At 61.2% G+C, this 19,980-nt stretch carries 17 protein-coding genes and 1 pseudogene; 9 read left to right on the top strand and 9 right to left on the bottom strand.

Annotated features, from left to right (window positions below):
- Window positions 1-129 precede the first annotated feature (129 nt).
- Window positions 130-978, top strand: a complete 849-nt coding sequence (gene purU / locus PMI25_RS08950; protein WP_003227580.1) for a formyltetrahydrofolate deformylase — start codon at window positions 130-132, stop codon at window positions 976-978.
- Between the two features lie 87 nt (window positions 979-1,065).
- Entirely contained in the window at window positions 1,066-1,242 is a 177-nt protein-coding gene (locus PMI25_RS29455) for a hypothetical protein (protein ID WP_007965915.1), read from the top strand.
- Here PMI25_RS29455 and PMI25_RS08945 read toward each other — a convergent pair.
- From PMI25_RS08945 to PMI25_RS29895, 5 genes and pseudogenes are all read right to left on the bottom strand, one after another.
- Window positions 1,205-2,224 carry a lysylphosphatidylglycerol synthase transmembrane domain-containing protein gene (locus PMI25_RS08945; protein ID WP_007965916.1) on the bottom strand — a complete coding sequence of 340 codons (1,020 nt, stop codon included), beginning with the start codon at window positions 2,222-2,224 and terminating at the stop codon, window positions 1,205-1,207. The genes PMI25_RS29455 and PMI25_RS08945 overlap by 38 nt on opposite strands.
- On the bottom strand, window positions 2,221-2,997 hold the full coding sequence (locus PMI25_RS08940) for a DUF2334 domain-containing protein (protein WP_007965917.1): 777 nt from the start codon (window positions 2,995-2,997) through the stop codon (window positions 2,221-2,223). The genes PMI25_RS08945 and PMI25_RS08940 overlap by 4 nt, the downstream gene beginning before the upstream one ends.
- The gene (locus tag PMI25_RS08935) at window positions 2,990-4,081 is read right to left on the bottom strand and encodes a glycosyltransferase family 4 protein (RefSeq protein ID WP_177325711.1); all 1,092 of its coding nucleotides are present in this window, start codon (window positions 4,079-4,081) and stop codon (window positions 2,990-2,992) included. The genes PMI25_RS08940 and PMI25_RS08935 overlap by 8 nt, the downstream gene beginning before the upstream one ends.
- A 231-nt stretch (window positions 4,082-4,312) precedes the next feature.
- Window positions 4,313-5,077 (bottom strand): methyl-accepting chemotaxis protein, encoded by a 765-nt coding sequence (locus PMI25_RS29900; protein ID WP_371859049.1) that lies wholly within the window; start codon window positions 5,075-5,077, stop codon window positions 4,313-4,315.
- 93 nt (window positions 5,078-5,170) lie between these two features.
- Window positions 5,171-6,202, bottom strand: a pseudogene (locus tag PMI25_RS29895) (HAMP domain-containing protein); the annotation flags it as partial.
- Window positions 6,203-6,386: 184 nt separating this feature from the next.
- On the opposite strand from PMI25_RS29895, the gene PMI25_RS08925 reads away from it, so the two are divergent.
- Window positions 6,387-7,868, top strand: a complete 1,482-nt coding sequence (locus tag PMI25_RS08925; protein WP_007965920.1) for a helicase HerA-like domain-containing protein — start codon at window positions 6,387-6,389, stop codon at window positions 7,866-7,868.
- 89 nt (window positions 7,869-7,957) lie between these two features.
- Here the strand turns inward: PMI25_RS08925 and PMI25_RS08920 are convergent, their stop codons facing one another.
- Window positions 7,958-8,413, bottom strand: coding sequence for a DUF721 domain-containing protein (locus PMI25_RS08920; RefSeq protein ID WP_045122019.1), 456 nt, complete (start codon window positions 8,411-8,413; stop codon window positions 7,958-7,960).
- 307 nt (window positions 8,414-8,720) lie between these two features.
- Between PMI25_RS08920 and secA the strand changes: the two genes are divergently transcribed.
- From secA to PMI25_RS08900, 4 genes are all read left to right on the top strand, one after another.
- Complete coding sequence (gene secA, locus PMI25_RS08915; protein WP_007962079.1) at window positions 8,721-11,456, top strand: preprotein translocase subunit SecA; 2,736 nt, start codon at window positions 8,721-8,723, stop codon at window positions 11,454-11,456.
- A 122-nt stretch (window positions 11,457-11,578) separates the two neighbouring features.
- Window positions 11,579-12,796 (top strand): bifunctional glutamate N-acetyltransferase/amino-acid acetyltransferase ArgJ, encoded by a 1,218-nt coding sequence (gene argJ, locus PMI25_RS08910; protein ID WP_007962081.1) that lies wholly within the window; start codon window positions 11,579-11,581, stop codon window positions 12,794-12,796.
- 180 nt (window positions 12,797-12,976) lie between these two features.
- A complete protein-coding gene (locus tag PMI25_RS08905) occupies window positions 12,977-13,609 on the top strand; it encodes a glutathione S-transferase family protein (protein WP_007962082.1) in 633 nt (210 codons plus the stop codon).
- Window positions 13,606-14,550, top strand: coding sequence for a Nudix family hydrolase (locus PMI25_RS08900; protein WP_007962083.1), 945 nt, complete (start codon window positions 13,606-13,608; stop codon window positions 14,548-14,550). Before PMI25_RS08905 ends, PMI25_RS08900 begins: the two co-directional genes overlap by 4 nt.
- Window positions 14,551-14,660: 110 nt before the next feature.
- On the opposite strand, the gene PMI25_RS08895 is transcribed toward PMI25_RS08900, so the two are convergent.
- From PMI25_RS08895 to PMI25_RS08885, 3 genes are read right to left on the bottom strand one after another with little or no spacing between them, the layout of a single operon-like run.
- Entirely contained in the window at window positions 14,661-15,245 is a 585-nt protein-coding gene (locus PMI25_RS08895; RefSeq protein ID WP_007962084.1) for a cob(I)yrinic acid a,c-diamide adenosyltransferase, read from the bottom strand.
- A gap of 3 nt (window positions 15,246-15,248) precedes the next feature.
- A complete protein-coding gene (locus tag PMI25_RS08890; protein WP_007962086.1) occupies window positions 15,249-17,285 on the bottom strand; it encodes a sensor histidine kinase in 2,037 nt (678 codons plus the stop codon).
- A gap of 45 nt (window positions 17,286-17,330) precedes the next feature.
- Complete coding sequence (locus PMI25_RS08885) at window positions 17,331-18,248, bottom strand: putative 2-dehydropantoate 2-reductase (RefSeq protein ID WP_007962089.1); 918 nt, start codon at window positions 18,246-18,248, stop codon at window positions 17,331-17,333.
- Between the two features lie 140 nt (window positions 18,249-18,388).
- On the opposite strand from PMI25_RS08885, the gene PMI25_RS08880 reads away from it, so the two are divergent.
- Window positions 18,389-18,874, top strand: coding sequence for a YajQ family cyclic di-GMP-binding protein (locus PMI25_RS08880; RefSeq protein WP_003227548.1), 486 nt, complete (start codon window positions 18,389-18,391; stop codon window positions 18,872-18,874).
- A 180-nt stretch (window positions 18,875-19,054) separates the two neighbouring features.
- Window positions 19,055-19,897: a mechanosensitive ion channel family protein gene (locus PMI25_RS08875; protein WP_007912753.1), complete on the top strand. Its 843-nt coding sequence runs from the start codon at window positions 19,055-19,057 to the stop codon at window positions 19,895-19,897.
- Window positions 19,898-19,980: the final 83 nt, after the last annotated feature.

The raw sequence follows: 19,980 nt of genomic DNA, 5'->3' as shown, positions 1-19,980 counted from the left end.
AGTTTTGCCGCGCGTGACGTCAGACGCCGCGAATCGGGCCTGCCTGCGGGGATGTGGTCATCAATACTGCAGTTTCCGCGCACAGTCGCTAGAATGGCCGCCTTTGCGAAGTTCTGGAGTTTCCCCCCCATGCGCACCTTTCGGTTGGTGATTTCCTGCCCTGACCGCGTTGGCATCGTTGCCAAAGTCAGTAACTTTCTGGCATCCCACAACGGTTGGATCACCGAAGCGAGCCACCATTCGGATAATCAGAATGGCTGGTTCTTCATGCGTCACGAGATCCGCGCCGATTCGCTGCCGTTCGGTATTGAAGTGCTGCGCGAGAAGTTTGCGCCGATCGCCGAAGAGTTTTCGATGGACTGGCGCATCACCGACACCGAGCAGAAGAAACGCGTGGTGCTGATGGCCAGCCGCGAATCCCACTGCCTGGCCGACTTGCTGCACCGCTGGCACAGCGACGAGCTCGATTGCGAAATCTCCTGCGTGATTTCCAACCACAACGACCTGCGCAGCATGGTCGAGTGGCACGGCATTCCTTATTACCATGTCCCGGTCAACCCGCAGGACAAGGAGCCGGCCTTCGCCGAAGTCTCGCGTCTGGTCAAACAGCACGATGCCGAAGTGGTGGTACTGGCGCGCTACATGCAGATCCTGCCGCCAGCGCTGTGCCGCGAATACGCGCACAAGGTGATCAACATTCACCACAGCTTCCTGCCGTCGTTCGTCGGTGCCAAGCCATACCATCAGGCGTCGCTGCGCGGCGTGAAGCTGATCGGCGCAACCTGCCACTACGTGACCGAAGAGCTGGACGCCGGTCCGATCATCGAGCAGGACGTGGTGCGTGTCAGCCACAGCGACAGCATCGAAGACATGGTGCGTTTCGGCCGTGACGTCGAGAAGATGGTGTTGGCCCGTGGCCTGCGTTATCACCTCGAAGATCGCGTGCTGGTGCACGGCAACAAGACCGTGGTGTTCTGATCGAATCTGCGCGTACTTGAATAAAGAAGGGCCTGGGCGTTCAATCGTCCCAGGCCTTTTTTCGTTTCAGCCGTTGAGGAACCGCCCGTGAGCGATCCACTGGACAAAGCCACTTCGAAAGCACCTGCCACATTGGGCGAAGGCTGTCTGAGCCGCTACGACCCGGATGACCTCAGTCCGGAGGATGGCACCGAGTTTCCCGGCGCCGCCGAGCTGTGGGAGCAGCTCAAGGAGAAGGCGGACGAACCTGAGAAGCCTGCCTGATCTTCAACAGCTTCTTGAGCAGCGGCCGTCCGAGCATCAACAGAAACACCGGCCCGCCCACCACCAGATAGAAATAGAACGTCACCACCCGCCAGATCAGGATCGCTGCCGCTGCGGTGGATTTGCCGACCATCGGCGCCAGCAGCGCTGCCGAGGTCAGTTCTGCCGCCCCAGCGCCACCGGGCAGCAGGCTCATTTGACCAGCCCCCAGCGACAGCATCTGCACCAGAAAACTCCAGGCCCATTGCAGGTCCGCGCCCAGTCCGCGCAAGGCCAGGTACAGCACGCTGTAGCGCAGCAGCCAGTGCACGCAGGTCAGGGCGAAGACTTTGATCAGGGTCTGCCACGGCAACTTGAGCGTATCGATGAACGCGGCGAGAAAATGCAGCAGCTTGCGTGCCCAGCGCCGGCGAGTGGCGGGCCGCACGTTCAGGCGAGCGAGCAGGCGCCCGCTTAAAAGGATCAGACGGCGGTGGTAGCGCGCCAGCAGCACGCAACTGAACAGGCCACCGAACAGCGACACCGCACTGACCATCAGCAACCATTCGAGGCGGTCACTGAGGTGCTGAAACAAGGCGTAAATCAGGATGCCGCTCAAGGCACAGAGAAAGAACAGCAGATCGCTCAACTGATCCATGGCAAACACCGCACTGCCACGGGCCGGGCGCACACCGCTGCGCGCCAGCAACGCCATGATCGTCAGCGGCCCGCCACTGCCGCCGGGTGTGGCGCAGTAGGCAAACTCCGCGGCCATCACCACGCCGAGGCTTTTCAGCGGTGTTACCCGCTCGCGTTGATCGCCCAGCAGCAAGCGCAAGCGCAGGGTGTTGATACCCCAGCAGAGCAGAATCATGCCGAACATGATCAGCAGCCATTGCAGCGGGAAGTTTTGCAGGCGCGCACCGATCTCGCCGCCGCCGAGCAACACCGGGATCAGTACAGCAGCGAGCAGGCCGATCAACAGCACAATGCCGCGACTCATGCAGCGCGCTCCATTCGCCCGCGTTGCTCGCTGAGCCAGTCGATTTTGGTCATGGGCGTGCGTCCTTCTGCCAGCAGCCGTTCAAGGGTTCGTAGCCAGTAATCACGTGCGAAGACGTGGCGCATGTCTACCGGGTGCAAGCCTAGACGAATCACCGGTGCGTCGCGCCACCGCTGTTCGCGTTGCTCGCTGACAAGTTTTGACAGACCCCGGCGCCAGGCACTGCGCGCGCTCCAGACCAGACCGGGAGCGTTGATCGGGGTGAAATCCGGCAATTGATAAAGATGTTGCGGGTCGCTGCTGTAGCGCAATGGTGTTTCACGAAGCGCCTGGCGCGTGCCCTCGCTCATCAGCCATGCCGGGGCGACGAAGCCGTGCAACGGCCATTCATTGCGCCGGAACAGTTCAATGCCGGCGTGCAGGCGAGCCAGGGCGGCTTCGCGGGACAGGCGATAAAACTCGCCTTCGTGGGTGTAGATCCGGCGCATGAACCAGTCGCGCGGCGTGGTTGGTGCCGGCTCGCGGTCGTCATGGAAAAAACCGTGCAAGGCCAGTTCATCGCCACGGGCCACGCGCTCGCCGAGCATTCGGCAAAACGCGGGATGATCCTCAAGCGCGTCGTGACCATGGAAATCCGGAACGACCAGCCAGGTCATCGGCACGCCACCCATCGTGTCGACCGCCTCGACAAATGGCCGATAATCCGCCCATGTCGACGGCGCCACGTCGTGCAGCACCAGCAGCACTGCGCGGTCATTCAAGGAATCAGCCATTGGCCACCCTTGGCAGCGAGTGACCGAGCACCGCGTGGTAATGGCCGAGCAGGCTGTCAACCACGCTGTCCCAGGAATAACGCCGTTCGACGTGTTGCCGGGCTTGTTGGCCGAGTTTCACGCAGCCGCGACTGAACAGCTCGCGCACCGCATTGGCCATGGCTTGCGGGTTGTTCGGCGCACAGAGCAAGCCACAGTCTTCGGCGACGATTTCTTCAAATGCTCCGGCCGCCACGGCGACCACCGGAATCCCGCAGGCCATGGCTTCGAGGATCACCAGACCGAAGGTTTCTTGATCGCCGGCATGCAGCAGGGCGTCGGCGCTGGCCATCAACCTTGCGACGGTGGCGGCGGGACAGAACCCGTCGATCACGCTGACATTGTCCGGGACCACAGCGGGCATCGATGAACCGACCAGCAGCAGGTGGTAGCGCGGGCCGAGACGTTGCATGCATTTGAGCAGTATCGGCAGGTTCTTCTCTTTGGATCCGCGCCCGGCGAAGATCAGCAGGCGGGTATCTTCGGCAATCCCCAGCTCGGCGCGCAAACCGTTGTCGCGGGCGTCAGGATGGAAGGTCTGCAGATCGACCCCGAGCGGCTGCACGAAGACGTTGCGCACCCCCAGGCCCCGGAGCTTGTCGGCCATCACCTGACTCGGCGCCAGCACCCGGTCGAAGTTGCCATACAGTTTGCTGACGTACGCCTCGACATTCGGCGTGACCCAATGACCCATGCGGTTACCCACCAGCAACGGCAGATCCGAGTGATAAAAGCCGATCACCGGCACGTCCAGTTGCCGTCGTGCATCCAGCGCCGCCCAGGCCGTCAGGTACGGATCACCGACTTCGATCAGCTCCGGCTGCAAATCCTGCAGGACATTGCGCCAAGGGGCGAGACGCACGGGGAAGCGATAACCCTTGCCGAAGGGCAGGGCGGGAGCAGGCACCGTGTAGACGCCATCGTGTTCACTCAAGTGCGCGCCGGGGATCAGCAGGCTGTGGCGAATCCCGGGTTTGACGCCCAGCCGACGATGCTTGGCGTCCAGGTAGGTGCGTACGCCGCCGCTGGCCGGGGCGTAGAACATGGTGATGTCGGCGATATGCACAGTGATCAACCCTCCGCTGCGTTGCACTCCCTTGGTTGACCTTTATCCAGAATAGATGTTCGGTCGGGAATACGCGGTGGGGTTTTTTGCGAGGTGTTGTGGTGTTTGACAGGACGCCTTCGCGAGCAAGCTCGCTCCCACAGGGATCTGCAAACGACACAGATAAAATGTGGGAGCGAGCTTGCTCGCGAAGAGGCCAGTCTCAGCGCCCTAGATGCGGAAGCTGCCAACCAATTGCTTGAGGCGCGAAGCCTGCTGCTCCAGATCCGAACAGGCACGCAGGGTCGCCTGCAGGTTCTCGACACCTTCCTGGTTCAGCGTGTTGATCTCGGTGATGTCGACGTTGATCGACTCGACCACCGCCGTCTGTTCTTCGGTCGCGGTCGCCACCGACTGGTTCATCCCGTCGATTTCGCCGATACGCTGGGTCACGCTGTTCAGGCGTTCGCCGGCGAGGTTGGCGATTTCCACGCTGTCCTGGCTGTGGCGCTGGCTGTCGCTCATGGTGCTCACCGACTCTCGGGCGCCGACTTGCAGCTCCTCGATCATGGTCTGCACCTGCTGCGCCGATTCCTGGGTGCGGTGCGCCAGGTTGCGTACTTCGTCGGCGACCACGGCAAAACCACGTCCGGCCTCACCGGCACGCGCCGCTTCGATGGCGGCGTTGAGTGCCAGCAGGTTGGTCTGCTGGGAGATGCTGGTGATCACTTCGAGGATCTGCCCGATGTTCACGGTTTTGCTGTTCAGCGACTCGATGTTGGTGCTGGAGGCGCTGAGCATGCTCGACAGTTGATTCATCGCCTTGATGCTGCGATCCACCACTTGCTGGCCGTCTTCGGCGAGGCCGCGGGCATCACTGGCCTGGTTCGAGGCTTGCGCGGCGTTGCGCGCGATTTCCTGGGCGGCGGCGCCCAGTTGATTGATCGCGGCGGCGACGCTGCTGGTGCGTGAGGCTTGCTGGTCGGAGTTGTACATCGACGAGTTGGACGCCGCGACCACGCGCAACGCGACCTCGTTGACCTGGCCGGTGGCCGACGACACTTCACGGATCGAGCCGTGAATACGCTCGACGAAACGGTTGAATGCGGTACCCAGCACGCCAAACTCATCGTTATTGACGATGGTCAGGCGCTTGGTCAGGTCGCCTTCGCCATCGGCGATGTCTTCCATGGCGCGGGTCATGACGTGCAGCGGCTGGATCAGCAGGCGAATCAGCATGCCCAGCAGCGCGATGATGATCACCACCGCAATCACCGTGGCAATCACCGCCGAGGTGCGGAACTCACTGAGCATCGAGAAGGCTTTGTCCTTGTCCACCGACAGACCGATGTACCAGTTGACCGACGGCAGGCCTTTGATCGGGGTGAAGCTGACGATGCGGGTCTTGCCATCGACGCTGATTTCACTGAAGTCGCTGCTGATGCGCGGGGTGTCCTGCGGATAGGCCTCCTTCAGTGATTTCATCACCAGTGCCTTGTCCGGGTGCACGAGGATCTTGCCGTCGGCGCTGACCAGGAACGCGTAGCCCATGCCGGAGAAGTCCCGCGCGGTGAGGGTGTCGACCAGGGTTTGCAGGCTCAGGTCGCCGCCGACCACGCCGACGCTCTGGCCGGCTTTTTTCGAGGCGGTGGCGATGGAGATGATCAACTGCCCGGTGGCGGCGTCGATGTACGGTTCGGTCAGGGTCGAGGCACTGCTGCTCTCGGCACCTTTATACCAAGGGCGCACCCGTGGATCGAAACCGTCCGGCATCTTCACGTCCGGGCGGATGGTGAAGTGACCGGTGGCATCGCCCAGATAGGTCGCCATGAATGTCGAGGTCAGGGACTTCTGTTCCAGCAGGCTGGCGACGTTGGCCGGTTCCGGGTTGATGGCGATGTTCTGCGCGGCGTTCTCCACCAGCAGAATGCGCCCGTTGAGCCAGGTCTGGATGTTGTCGGCGGTGACTTCGCCCATCTCGTTGAGATAGTTGTTCAGGTCATCGCGGATCGCGTTGCGTTGCAGCCAGTCGTTGTACAGCGTGAACGAGGCGAAAGCGGCGATGACGATGAGGGCGGCGGCAAGCAAAATTTTATGGCTGAAGCGCAGGTTTTTGTTCATGGCTTGGGGTTCCGCTAAGGTCTTAATGTCCTGGGCGTGCTTTTATAAAGACGCGCAATATGGGCAAGGGTGAAACAAACTGATATTTCCGACTCTCCTTAGGGAAATGTCCGACCGACTTTTCAGTCGGTTCTCGCCTTAGCTATCGGCCACAGCGGATTAAAGATTAACCATAGGTGACAAAATGCCTGACACATCGCAACTCGTTATCGGCGCCGATCTGGCGGGGCAACCGATTGCTCAGGCCATGCGCCTGGCTAACCGCCACGGGCTGATCGCCGGTGCGACCGGGACCGGCAAGACCGTGACTTTGCAACGCCTTGCCGAAGCATTCAGTGACGCCGGGGTCGCGGTGTTCGCCGCCGACATCAAGGGCGATCTGTGCGGCCTCGGTGCCGCCGGCAATCCGCAGGGCAAGGTCGCCGAGCGTATCGCCGGGATGCCCTGGCTCGATTACAAGCCGCAGGCTTATCCGGTGACGCTGTGGGACATTCACGGTGAATCCGGTCATCCGTTGCGTACCACCTTGAGTGAAATGGGCCCGTTGCTGATCGGCAGCCTGCTGGAACTGACCGACAGCCAACAGGCGGCGCTGTACGCAGCCTTTAAAGTGGCCGATCGCGAAGGCCTGCTGCTGCTGGACCTGAAAGACCTCAAGGCGCTGCTCAATCACCTCAAGGACAACCCGCAACTGCTGGGCGAAGATGCTGCGCTGATGACCACCGGTTCCAGTCAGGCGCTGTTGCGCCGGCTGGCGACCCTGGAGCAGCAGGGCGCTGAAGCCTTGTTCGGCGAACCGGCGCTGCAACTCGAAGACATTCTGCAACCGTCCGCCGATGGCCGTGGACGGATTCATTTGCTCGATGCCAGTCGTCTGGTACACGAGGCGCCGAAAGTCTACGCGACGTTCCTGCTGTGGCTGCTGGCCGAGCTGTTCGAGCAGTTGCCGGAGCGCGGCGACGCCGACAAACCGCTGCTGGCGCTGTTCTTCGATGAAGCGCATTTGCTCTTCGGCGATACGCCCAAGGCGCTGCAGGAGCGTCTGGAGCAGGTGGTGCGGCTGATTCGCTCGAAAGGTGTCGGCGTGTATTTCGTCACCCAGTCGCCGGGGGATTTGCCGGATAACGTGCTGGCGCAACTCGGTCTGCGCATCCAGCACGGTTTGCGTGCGTTCACCGCCAAGGAGCAGAAATCCCTGCGCGCGGTGGCCGATGGCTTCCGGCCGAATCCGGCATTCGACACCTTGTCGGTGCTGACGGAATTGGGTATCGGCGAAGCACTGGTCGGGACGCTGCAGGAAAAAGGCACGCCGGAGATGGTCCAGCGGGTGCTGGTGGCGCCACCGCAGTCGCGGATCGGGCCGCTGAGCGAAACCGAACGCACAATGCTGATCGCCGGGTCGCCGTTCAAAGGCCGATATGACAAACCGATCGACCGCGAATCCGCGTACGAAATCCTGATGGGCCGCAAGGATCTGGCACCGGATGCGCCAGCGGGTAAGCCGCCAGCCGAAGAGCCGAGCCTGGCCGATCGGGCCGGAGAGTTTCTGGGCACGGCGGCGGGGCAGGCCTTGAAATCGGCTATGCGCCAGGCCGCGAACAATCTGGGCAAGCAACTGGTGCGCGGTTTGATGGGCTCATTACTTGGCGGCAGCAAACGCCGCTAAAAGCAAAGATCGCAGCCTTCGGCAGCTCCTACAGGGGAACGTATTTCAACTGTAGGAGCTGCCGCAGGCTGCGATCTTTTGCTTTTGCTTCAGGCCTTGTCTTTGGCGTGCGCCGCCAGACGTTCAAGCGCCGCACGCAGGCCAGGATCGCTGATCCCGTCGGCCGTGGACTGAATGGTCGCCGCCGCATCGCTCGACAGGTCCATCGTGTGCCCGACAGCCCCAGGCTGGACGATCGGTGGTCGCACGCTGAACTTGATTCGCGTCAGGTTGGCGAACTCTTCGAACAGCTGCAGTTGCCGTTGCAGGCGTTTTTGCTGGTAGCGCAGGCGTGTGGCCCAATGGCCGTCGGTGACCACCAGCGACAGTTCGCCTTCACGCCACTTGGCCACATGACAATGTGCGCGGGCGGCAGGTTGCAGCTGGCTTTCAAGCAGGCGTTGCAGATGAGCGAGGCGTTGGGCATGGCCGAGGATGGCTTTGAGCGGCTTGGCTTCGCGTAGCAGAACGGCGGGCGCTCTGGCTGTAAGGGGGCGAAATGCCATGATCGAAGACCTGAAGTAACAGAGGCGCCATGTTAGCAGAAAGCAACGGAACCACTCGCCCATTGCTTTTGTCCCTGCTTTACCCATTAAATCAACAACTAACTTCTTGCCTTGATGGGTTGAAGTTGAGCAAAACGCCCTTATTTTAAGTGAGCCCCGTCAAAGCGCAGTGCCAGCATCGTGGAATATCGCCACTTTCCTCACCACCGTTTCCGGGTAGAATGCTCGTTCGCATGCGGCCATGAGGGCTGCACGGGCGACTCACGGGGCCGCCCTCCATCCCTTTAGTGTGGAAGATCCTGCCGATATGTTTGCGCCTTTGTTAAAGAAACTTTTTGGAAGCAAGAACGAGCGTGAAGTCAAACGCATGCTCAAGACGGTGCAGCTCGTCAATGCCTTCGAAGAGCAAATGGTGGCCCTTTCGGACGATCAATTGCGCGCCAAGACCAATGAGTTCAAGGCCCGTATCGCCAAAGGGGAATCCCTCGACAAGCTGTTGCCTGAAGCCTTCGCGGTCGCCCGTGAAGCCGGCAAGCGCGTCATGGGCATGCGCCACTTCGACGTCCAGTTGATCGGCGGCATGACCTTGCATGAAGGCATGATTGCCGAAATGCGTACCGGTGAGGGTAAAACCCTCGTAGCGACCCTGGGCGTTTACCTCAACGCGCTGTCCGGCAAGGGCGTGCACGTTGTAACCGTGAACGACTACCTGGCCCGCCGTGACGCCAACTGGATGCGCCCGCTGTATGAATTCCTCGGCCTGACCGTCGGCGTCGTGACGCCGTTCCAGCCGCCGGAAGAGAAGCGCGCCGCCTACGCTGCCGACATCACCTACGGCACCAACAACGAATTCGGGTTCGACTACCTGCGCGACAACATGGCGTTCAGCATGGAAGAGAAATTCCAGCGCGAACTCAATTTTGCCGTGATCGACGAAGTCGACTCCATCCTCATCGACGAAGCCCGTACCCCGCTGATCATTTCCGGTCAGGCCGAGGACAGTTCCAAGCTGTACATGGAGATCAACAAACTGATCCCGCAGCTGGAATTGCACGTTGAAGAAGTCGAAGGCCAGGTCACCAAGGCCGGTCACTACACCATCGACGAGAAGACCCGTCAGGTCGAACTCAACGAAGCCGGTCACCAGTACATCGAAGAAATGCTCACCGGCGTCGGTCTGCTGGCCGAAGGCGAGAGCCTGTACTCGGCGCATAACCTGGGCCTGCTGACCCACGTTTATTCGGGTCTGCGTGCGCACAAGCTGTTCCACCGCAACGTCGAATACATCGTGCAGGACGGTCAGGTCGTACTGGTCGACGAACACACCGGTCGTACCATGCCGGGTCGTCGTCTGTCCGAAGGCCTGCACCAGGCCATCGAAGCCAAGGAAGGTCTGAACATCCAGGCAGAGAGCCAGACCCTGGCTTCGACCACGTTCCAGAACTACTTCCGTCTGTACACCAAGCTGTCCGGCATGACCGGTACCGCCGACACCGAAGCGTTCGAATTCCACCAGATCTATGGCCTGCAGGTCATGGTCATTCCGCCGAACAAGCCCCTGGCGCGTAAAGACTTCAACGACCTGGTGTTCCTGACCGCCGAAGAGAAATACGCGGCGATCATCAACGACATCAAGGAAGGCATGGCCCAGGGCCGTCCGATCCTGGTGGGTACCGCGACCATCGAAACTTCCGAGCACGTGTCCAACCTGCTCAACAAGGAAGGCATCGAGCACAAGGTGCTGAACGCCAAGTTCCACGAAAAAGAAGCCGAGATCATCGCGCAAGCCGGTCGTCCGGGCGCCCTGACCATCGCCACCAACATGGCCGGTCGTGGTACCGACATTCTGTTGGGCGGCAACTGGGAAGTGGAAGTCGCGGCACTGGAAAACCCGAGCCCCGAGCAGATCGCCCAGATCAAGGCCGACTGGCAGAAACGTCACCAGCAAGTGCTGGAGTCCGGCGGTCTGCAGGTGATTGCTTCCGAGCGTCACGAATCCCGTCGTATCGACAACCAGCTGCGTGGCCGTGCCGGTCGTCAGGGTGATGCCGGTTCCAGCCGCTTCTACCTGTCGCTGGAAGACAGCCTGATGCGCATCTTCGCCTCTGACCGGGTGAAGAACTTCATGAAAGCCCTGGGCATGCAGCCTGGCGAAGCGATCGAGCACCGTATGGTGACCAATGCGATCGAGAAGGCGCAGCGCAAGGTTGAAGGTCGCAACTTTGACATCCGCAAGCAGCTGCTTGAGTTCGATGACGTCAACAACGAACAGCGTAAAGTGATCTATCACATGCGTAACACGTTGCTGGCCGCCGACAACATCGGTGAAACCATCGCCGACTTCCGTCAGGACGTGCTCAACGCCACCGTCAGCGCGCACATTCCGCCGCAATCGCTGCCAGAGCAGTGGGACGTGGCCGGTCTGGAAGCTTCGCTGGAAAGCGACTTCGGGGTGAAACTGCCGATCCAGCAATGGCTCGACGAGGACGATCACCTGTACGAAGAGACCCTGCGCGAGAAGCTGATGGTCGAGCTGATGGCGGCGTACAACGAGAAAGAAGATCAGGCCGGTGCCGAAGCACTGCGCTCGTTCGAGAAACAAATCGTTCTGCGCGTGCTGGACGACCTGTGGAAAGACCACCTGTCGACCATGGATCACCTGCGTCACGGCATCCACCTGCGTGGCTACGCCCAGAAGAACCCGAAGCAGGAATACAAGCGCGAGTCGTTCACGCTGTTCTCCGAGCTGCTGGATTCGATCAAGCGCGACTCGATCCGTGTGCTGTCGCACGTTCAGGTGCGCCGCGAAGATCCGGAAGCCGAAGAGCAACGTCTGCGTCAGGAGGCCGAAGCACTGGCCGCCCGCATGCAGTTCGAACACGCCGAGGCTCCTGGTCTGGAGCAGCCGGAAGTGCTGGGTGAAGAGGTCGATGTAGCCCTCGCCACCGCGCCGGTACGCAACGAGCAGAAGCTGGGTCGCAACGAACTGTGCTACTGCGGTTCGGGCAAGAAATTCAAGCATTGCCACGGGCAGATCCAGTAACTCCCGTTTCAATCGCTGAAATACCCGCGCCGCGACCGGCTCCTGCCGTCGCGGCGTTTTGCCATTTACACCACCGCCATCCCTGTGAGCGGTGCTGACATCATTGAGTAAGGAGCGCATTCATGGCTGTTGGTCTTGGTCCTTTGCCAACGTTGCACCCGGTTGCCGGTTTTGAACTCGGTATTGCCTCGGCCGGCATCAAGCGCCCCGGGCGCAAGGATGTGGTAGTGATGCGCTGCGCCGAAGGTTCGACCGTGGCCGGTGTGTTCACGTTGAACGCGTTTTGCGCCGCGCCGGTGATCCTGGCAAAAAAACGTGTGCAGAACGACGTGCGTTACCTGCTGACCAACACCGGTAACGCCAACGCCGGTACCGGTGAGCCGGGCCTGGCGGCTGCCGAGCGCACCACCGCCAGACTGGCCGAACTGACCGGTGTCGATGCCAGCCAGATCCTGCCGTACTCCACCGGCGTGATCGGCGAGCCACTGCCGGTCGAGAAGATCGAAGGCGCGTTGCAAGCGGCGCTGGACGACCTGTCGGAAAACAACTGGGAAGCCGCCGCCACCGGCATCATGACCACCGACACCCTGCCCAAGGGCGCCAGCCGTCAGTTCGAGCATGACGGCGTGACCATCACCGTCACCGGCATCAGCAAAGGCGCGGGCATGATTCGCCCGAACATGGCGACCATGCTTGGCTACATCGCTACCGATGCCAAAGTCTCCCGCGACGTGCTGCACAACCTGATGCTCGACGGCGCGAACAAATCGTTCAACCGCATTACCATCGACGGCGACACCTCGACCAACGACTGCTGCATGCTGATTGCCACTGGCAAGGCTGCATTGCCGGAAATCACCCGTGCCGAAGGCGAGCTGTTCAACAAGTTGAAGCAAGCGGTGTTCGAGGTGTGCATGGACGTGGCCCAGGCCATCGTGCGTGACGGCGAAGGCGCGACCAAGTTCGTCACCGTTGAAGTCAACGGTGGCGGCAATCATCAGGAATGTCTGGACGTCGGTTACACCGTGGCCCACTCGCCGCTGATCAAGACCGCGCTGTTCGCTTCCGACCCGAACTGGGGCCGCATTCTCGCCGCCGTCGGCCGTGCCGGCGTGCCGGATCTGGATGTGAGCAAGATCGACGTGTTCCTCGGTGACGTGTGCATCGCCAGCCGTGGCGCACGCGCAGCGACCTACACTGAAGCGCAGGGCTCGGCGGTGATGCAGCAGGAAGAGATCACCATCCGCATCGAACTGGGCCGTGGCGACTGCAGCGAAATCATCTGGACCACCGACCTGTCGCATGAATACGTGAAGATCAACGCCGAATACCGCACCTGATCCAAAGGGTGAGGGTGGGCTGCCGGCCTCTTCGCGGGCAAGCCCGCTCCCACAGGGTTCTGCGGTGTACACAACCTTTGTGCACGACCGAAACTACTGTGGGAGCGGGCTTGCCCGCGAAAGCGTCGGCCCGGTCACTACAAGTCTTGAAGCTTTCCACTGACGAAAAGGCGCCACACCATGTCCCTGCACCTGATCATCGGCGACAAACTGCTTTCTTCCTGGTCGCTGCGTGCCGCACTGGCCGTCGAGCTGACCGGCGCACCCTACAGCGAAGAACTGATCAAGCTCGGCAAGCCCGACACCCGCGAGAAGCTGCTCAAGCATTCGCCGACCGCCAAGGTGCCGTTGCTGCAAACCTCTCGTGGCACCATCGCCGACTCTCTGGCGATCGCCGAATACCTGGCCGAGCAGTTTCCGTCCGAACAGCTCTGGCCGAGCGATGTTTACGCTCGCGCCCAGGCCCGTTCTGCGTGCGCGCAGATGCACAGCGGCTTTTTCGCCATGCGCAATCACATGCCGTTCAACCTGAGCCACGACGCACCGCTGAACCCGGTGCCGCCGGAAGTGAAGGTCGATATCGAGCGCGTGCTCGCGCTGTGGGCTGAATGCCGTGCTGCTGCCACAGAGCCTGGGCCGTATCTGTTTGGCCGGGTGAGTCTGGCTGATGCGTTCTTCGCCCCGATTGCCGTGCGCCTGCGGACCTACCAGGTGCAGTTGCCGGCGGTTGATCAGGCCTATGTTGAAACCATCTACCAATGGCCCGCCTTCAAGGCGTGGCAAAAGGCTGGACTGGAGGAGTTGAATCCGTGAAACGCGTACACGTCGCGGCTGCCGTCATTCGTGACGACAGCGGCAAAATCCTCATCGCCCGCCGTGCCGACACCCAGCATCAGGGCGGCTTGTGGGAATTTCCCGGCGGCAAGGTCGAGGCCGACGAATCGGTCGAAAGCGCCCTGGCTCGCGAGCTTCAGGAAGAATTGGGCATTGTCGTGGGCGCCGCTCGTCCACTGATCAAGGTTCGCCACGACTACCCGGACAAACAGGTGTTGCTGGATGTCTGGGAAGTCTCGAGCTTCAGCGGTGAACCCCACGGTGCCGAAGGTCAGCCACTGGCCTGGGTCAGCGCGAAAGAACTGACCGGCTACGAGTTTCCGGCCGCCAACCAGCCAATCGTCGCCGCCGCACGCCTGCCCGCTGAATACTTGATCACTCCGGAAGATCTGGAAGCCCCGGCCTTGCTGCGCGGCATTCAGAAGGCGATTGCCGGCGGGATCAAACTGATCCAGCTGCGTGCGCCCAACGGCTACGACCCAAAATACCGCGATCTGGCGGTGGATGCAGCCGGTCTGTGTGCCGGCAAGGCGCAGTTGATGATCAAGGGCCCGTTCGAATGGCTCGGCGATTTCCCGTCGGCCGGCTGGCACATCACCGCCGCGCAATTGCGCAAATACGCCGAAGCGGGGCGACCGTTGCCGGCGGAGCGCTGGTTGGCGGCTTCGTGCCATAACGCCGAAGAACTGGCGCTGGCCGAGCAGATGGGTGTGGATTTCGTCACCCTGTCGCCGGTGCAGCCGACCCTGACCCACCCTGATGCGCAGCCGTTGGGCTGGGAGCAGGCTGCGGCGTTGATCGAGGGCTTTGGCAAGCCGGTGTTCCTGCTTGGCGGCGTTGGCCCGGCGGAGCGCGAGAAAGCGTGGGGTGTCGGGGCTCAGGGTGTGGCGGGGATTCGGGCGTTCTGGCCGGAAGCTTGATTTCGTATTGATATAGCTGGCCCCTTCGCGAGCAAGCTCGCTCCCACAGGTTCTATGTCGTTCACATACCTGTGGGAGCGAGCTTGCTCGCGAAGGCGTCCGTACAGGCGCTAGATATCTGAAGGTTTTGCCGCCGGCTGCCACAAAATCTCTGCAATCCCCTGCCGCCGCGCAATCAACCGCGCCGCCACAAACAGCAGATCCGACAGCCGATTGATATACGCCAGGCCAACCCCGGCCAATGGCTCAATTGCATTCAAATGCTGACAACGGCGCTCGGCACTGCGTGCCAGACTGCGGCACACATGGGCCTGGGCAATCAACATCGAACCGCCGGGCAGAATGAAATTCTCCAGCGGCCCCAATTCCTCGTTCCACACATCGATGGCTGCTTCCAGGCGCTCGATTTCCGCCGCATTCAGCGCCTGATATTGCGGCATCGCCAGTTCACCGCCGAGGTCAAACAATCGATGCTGACAGGGCGTGAGCACGTCGATCAGTTCATTCAAACCCGGGAATGCCTCACGTTCGGCGATCAATCCGGCCAGCAGCACACCGACCTGACTGTTCAACGTATCGACTTCGCCAATCGCTTCGATCCGCGGGTGATCCTTGGGTACGCGGCGGCCATCGCCCAGGCCGGTTTCGCCTGTGTCGCCGGTGCGGGTGTAGATCTTCGACAAGCGAAAGCCCATGGGTTACCTCGGTAGTTGATTGGTTTCGGCGGCGATGGCCGCCGGTTGGGTCAGTGGCAGGCGCAAGGTGAAGCAGGTGCCCTGGCCCGGCGCCGATTGCACTTCCATCTGCCCTTTATGGTTGTTGGTGATGATGAAGTACGACACCGACAGCCCCAGCCCTGTGCCCTGGCCGATTTCCTTGGTGGTGAAGAACGGCTCGAAAGTACGTTTGCGCACGTTCTCGCTCATGCCGATGCCATTGTCCTCGACCTGGATCTCGGCCCATGGCGGATTGAGCTTGGTGCGCAGGATGATCCGCCCCGGCTCGCTGTCGTCTTCGCGCTGGTGAATGGCTTGCGCGGCGTTTTTCAGCAGGTTGAGCAGCACTTGTTCCAGTTCGTTGGCGGTGCCCGGCACCGGGCCGAGCGCCGGGTCGAACTGGCGGATGATCGCCTGGCCCTTGAAGTCGAAACCGATCGCCAGATCGAAGTCGTTGCCGGCAATTTCCACCGCCTGATCAATCAACGCCGGCAGATCGCAGGGCGCCATTTGCCGGGTGCTGCGGCGGCTGAAACTGAGCATGTGGGTGACGATTTTTGCCGCGCGCGCGCCGGCCTGCTGGATGCCGTCGAGCAGTTTCGGCACTTCACGGCTTTGCAGGTAGCGGTTGACCGTGTCCAGTTCGATGCCGAGCTGCTCGGCGGTTTCGAGGTTCTTCGGCAGATCCGCCGACAGCCGCCGACGAATGTTCTGCACGTTGTGCAGGATCGCGCCGAGCGGGTTATTGATCTCATGAGCCATGCCGGCAGCGAGGCCACCGACCGAGAGCATTTTCTCCGACTGCACCATCATTTCTTCCAGCGACAGGCGCTGGGTGATGTCGTCGATCCGGATCACCACACCACGCCCGGCACCGCCCATCAGCGGGTAAAAGGTCAGGGCGTAATGCTTGGGTTCGTCATCCTTGAACCAGGTCACTCGCTCGATCTTCGCCACCGTGTGCTCTTCCACGGTCTGCTTGAGTTGCGGCAGAAACGGCTTGAGCGGTTCGAAGGCGAGGAAGATCGGCTGGTTCAGCGCTTCATCCAGGCGCGTCCCGGAGAGGGCGCTGGCCTCTTGGTTCCACTGGGTCACGTAGAGCTGCTCGTCGAGGGCGATCAGCGCCGAGGGCATGGAGTCGATGATGCTGTTGAGGTAGTTCTGGAATCCGGTGAGCTTCTTCTCGATCTTGCTCCGCACCTGGACCTCCAGCTCCAGCTTGCGGTTGGTGTGGCGGGTTTCTTCGGCCAGGCCCTGCGCCTGATCGTAGGCGGCCTGCGAGTCATCACGGGCGCGCTTGAGCTGTTGTTCGCGGGCCTCGATACGCGAGAGCATGGTGTTGAAAGCCTCGGCAAGACTGCCGATTTCATCGTGGTTGCCGCGTGAGGCGCGCAGGGCATAGTTCTCTTCGCGAGTGACCTGACGCGAGAGCTCTTCCAGTTCATGGATCGGGCGGGTGATCAGGCGTTTGATCTGCCGCGCAATCACCAGCCACAGCAGCACACTGAAAATCAGGATGCCGAGACTGGCGGTCAGGGTGCCGGTGTAGAACGCCATCGGCAGTTCACTGCTGGCCACCAGCAGCAGATGCCCCGGCGCGGTGCCGGGGCGGGGCAGGGTGATCAACTGGTTGCTGCGAAACTCGGTCAGTTGCCAGGCTTCGACGTGCCGATAGCGTTCCGGCAGATTGAGCTTGTCGCCACGCTGCACCTGGGCGATGCGGTCACCCTTGCCGTCATACAGCGCCGCCGCGCGCAACGGCGAATAGCTGTCGAGTTCCTTGAGCAGGCGTTCGGCGCTTTGTGGCGACTCGAGGGCTTGCGCGACCAGGCTCGGGTTGGAGATCAGTCGGCCGATGGTCTGCAGGGCCTGCGGCGCCATGCTTTCCTGGGAGATGTAATAGGCGGCGCTGATAAAGGTCAGGTTGGCGACCAGCAGGACGGTGGTCAACAACACCAGCAGGGCGGCCAGCAATTTCTGGCCAACCGGCAGGTTTTCGAGGCGCTGGCGCAATGGCATCAGGTTTATCGCAACAAAGGAACAAGTGGGCAGCGTAGCCGCTGCTCAGTCGCTGGGCAATCCAAGGCTGTGCAGATGACTGACCAGGCGCTGCTGCAATTGATTGAGGTGCGGCAGGTTCAGTTGATGACGGGTGGCGACTTTGCAGGCGTGGCCCAGCAGGTAGCTGATTTCGGTGCGGCGCCGGTTCGCCACGTCCTGATACATGGACGAGTAATTGGCCGCTGTGGCGTGGACCACCCGTTCGACTTCCTGTTGCAGATTGACCGCGGCTGCCGGTTGACCGCAACGCTCCAGCAATTCGGCAAGCTCTGCGCACAGCGTGGCGACTTCGCATTGATGCTGTTTCAGCCCGCCGTTACGGCAATCGTGGAGCACGGTCAGTGGATTGATCGCGCAATTCAGCGCCAGTTTGCGCCACAGCCGGGTGAGGATGTCGGTGCTCCATTCGTGGGGTATTTTTGCTGCGTCGAGATCGTCCAGCCAGATCGGCGCTACCGGATGGCCGGCATCGCCCAGCCAGGTGAAACCGTGGCCGGCAAACACCACGCGCCAGTCGCCGTCGCGGAACGCGCCTTCGGTGCTGGAGGCGCTGATGCAGCGAGCCTGCGGCACGAGCGCAGCGACCGCGTCCTGACTGCCGAGGCCGTTCTGCAACAGGATCAGCTCGGCATCTGCGCTCAGGCGCGGGGCGAGGCGGGCGACGGCGCTTTCGGCGTCATAGGCCTTGCAGGCGACCAGCAGGCGGCGGATCGGCTCTGGATCGTCCGCCGTTTGCGCGGGGACGGTATATGTAGTGGCTGCGCCGTGTTCGACCAGCGTCAGACCGCCCGCCGCCTGATAGCTGCGCAAACGCTCGGCATCCCGCACGATCAGGCGCACCGGCAGCCCGGCCCGCGTCAGACGCGTGGCCCACAGGGTGCCGAGGCTGCCGGCGCCGAGAACGTGCCAGGGGGTGGACATCAGTTTTTCACTCGGTAAGGTACTGGCATGCAAGGCTCGCCGTATCGGTGGGAAAAGACCCGTTATAATGAGCCGGATTTTAACCGCAAGCCAAGCGCGCTCCATCCTCATCGAGCGCGCCTTTTTATTGGAGAGATTACATGCCGTCGTTCGACGTGGTATCCGAACTGGACAAACACGAGCTGACCAACGCGGTCGAGAACGCCGTGAAGGAACTCGATCGTCGCTATGATCTGAAAGGCAAGGGCAGCTTCGAGTTCAAGGAAAAGGACCTGACCGTCAACCTGACCGCTGAAGCCGGGTTCCAGCTGGAAGCGATGATCGAGATCCTGAAGCTGGCCCTGACCAAGCGCAAGATCGATGTGCAGTGCCTTGAAGTCAAAGACGCTTACGCCTCGGGCAAGCTGATGAAGCAGGACGCCATTCTCAAGGAAGGCATCGACAAGGAACTGGCGAAGAAGATCGTCGCGCACATCAAGGACGCCAAGCTCAAGGTGCAGGCCGCCATCCAGGGCGAGCAGGTACGTGTGACCGGCAAGAAGCGCGATGATCTGCAGGAAGCCATCGCGGCCCTGCGCGCCAAGGAATTCGGCATGCCGCTGCAGTTCAACAACTTCCGCGACTAAGTCCGGTCAGATGATCTGTGGGAGCGAGCTTGCTCGCGAAAGCGGTATGTCATTCAGCCATGAGTTGACTGGCACACCGCCTTCGCGAGCAAGCTCGCTCCCACATTGTTTTATGTATACCTGGCGGTTTCTGCCGCTGATTTTTTACAGCCCGGGTAGCCGGAAATCAGGAGATGGATGATGGATTTGAATGCTGAGGTAGACAACCTGGTCAAGGCGTCCCAGGCGTGGATTCCGATGATCATGGAATACGGCAGCCGCGTGCTGCTGGCGGTGATTACCCTGGCCATTGGCTGGTGGCTGATCAACAAGGTCACGCAAAAACTCGGCGGTCTGCTGGCGCTGCGTAATGCCGACCTGGCGCTGCAAGGCTTCATCAGCAGTCTGGCGAACATCATTCTCAAGGTGCTGCTGATCGTCAGCGTGGCCTCGATGATCGGCGTGGAAACCACCTCGTTCGTGGCCGCGATTGGTGCTGCCGGCCTGGCCATCGGTCTGGCGTTGCAGGGCAGCCTGGCGAACTTCGCCGGCGGCGTGTTGATTTTGCTGTTCCGTCCATTCCGTATCGGTGACTGGATCGAAGCGCAAGGCGTGGCGGGTACGGTCGACAGCATCCAGATTTTCCACACCGTGCTGCGTACCGGCGACAACAAGACCATCATCGTGCCGAACGGCAATCTGTCGAACGGCATCATCACCAACACCAACCGTCAGCCAACCCGCAAAGTGGTGTTTGATGTGGGTGTGGATTACGAAGCGGATCTGCAGAAGGCCCGTCAAGTGCTGCTGGATCTGGCCAAGGATGAGCGCGTGTTGCAGGACCCTGCGCCACAAGCGGTCATTTCGACATTGGGTGACAGTTCGATCACGGTTTCCCTGCGAGTTTGGGTTAAAACTGCAGACTATTGGGATGTGATGTTCATGTTTAACGAACAGTCGCGTGATCGTTTAAAGACTGCCGGTATTGATATTCCGTTTCCACAGCGCGTAATTCGTGTGGTTCAGGAATCGGCAACACAATGATAGGTTGCTAATTAAATGCCTGACTTGCTGGTCAGGCATTTATTACAAGTGACAGGCAATAAAAAGGCCCATCCGTAGATGGG

This window comes from Pseudomonas sp. GM30, from assembly GCF_000282275.2.
Lineage (GTDB): Bacteria > Pseudomonadota > Gammaproteobacteria > Pseudomonadales > Pseudomonadaceae > Aquipseudomonas.
This window is presented reverse-complemented; position numbering and strand designations above follow the sequence as displayed.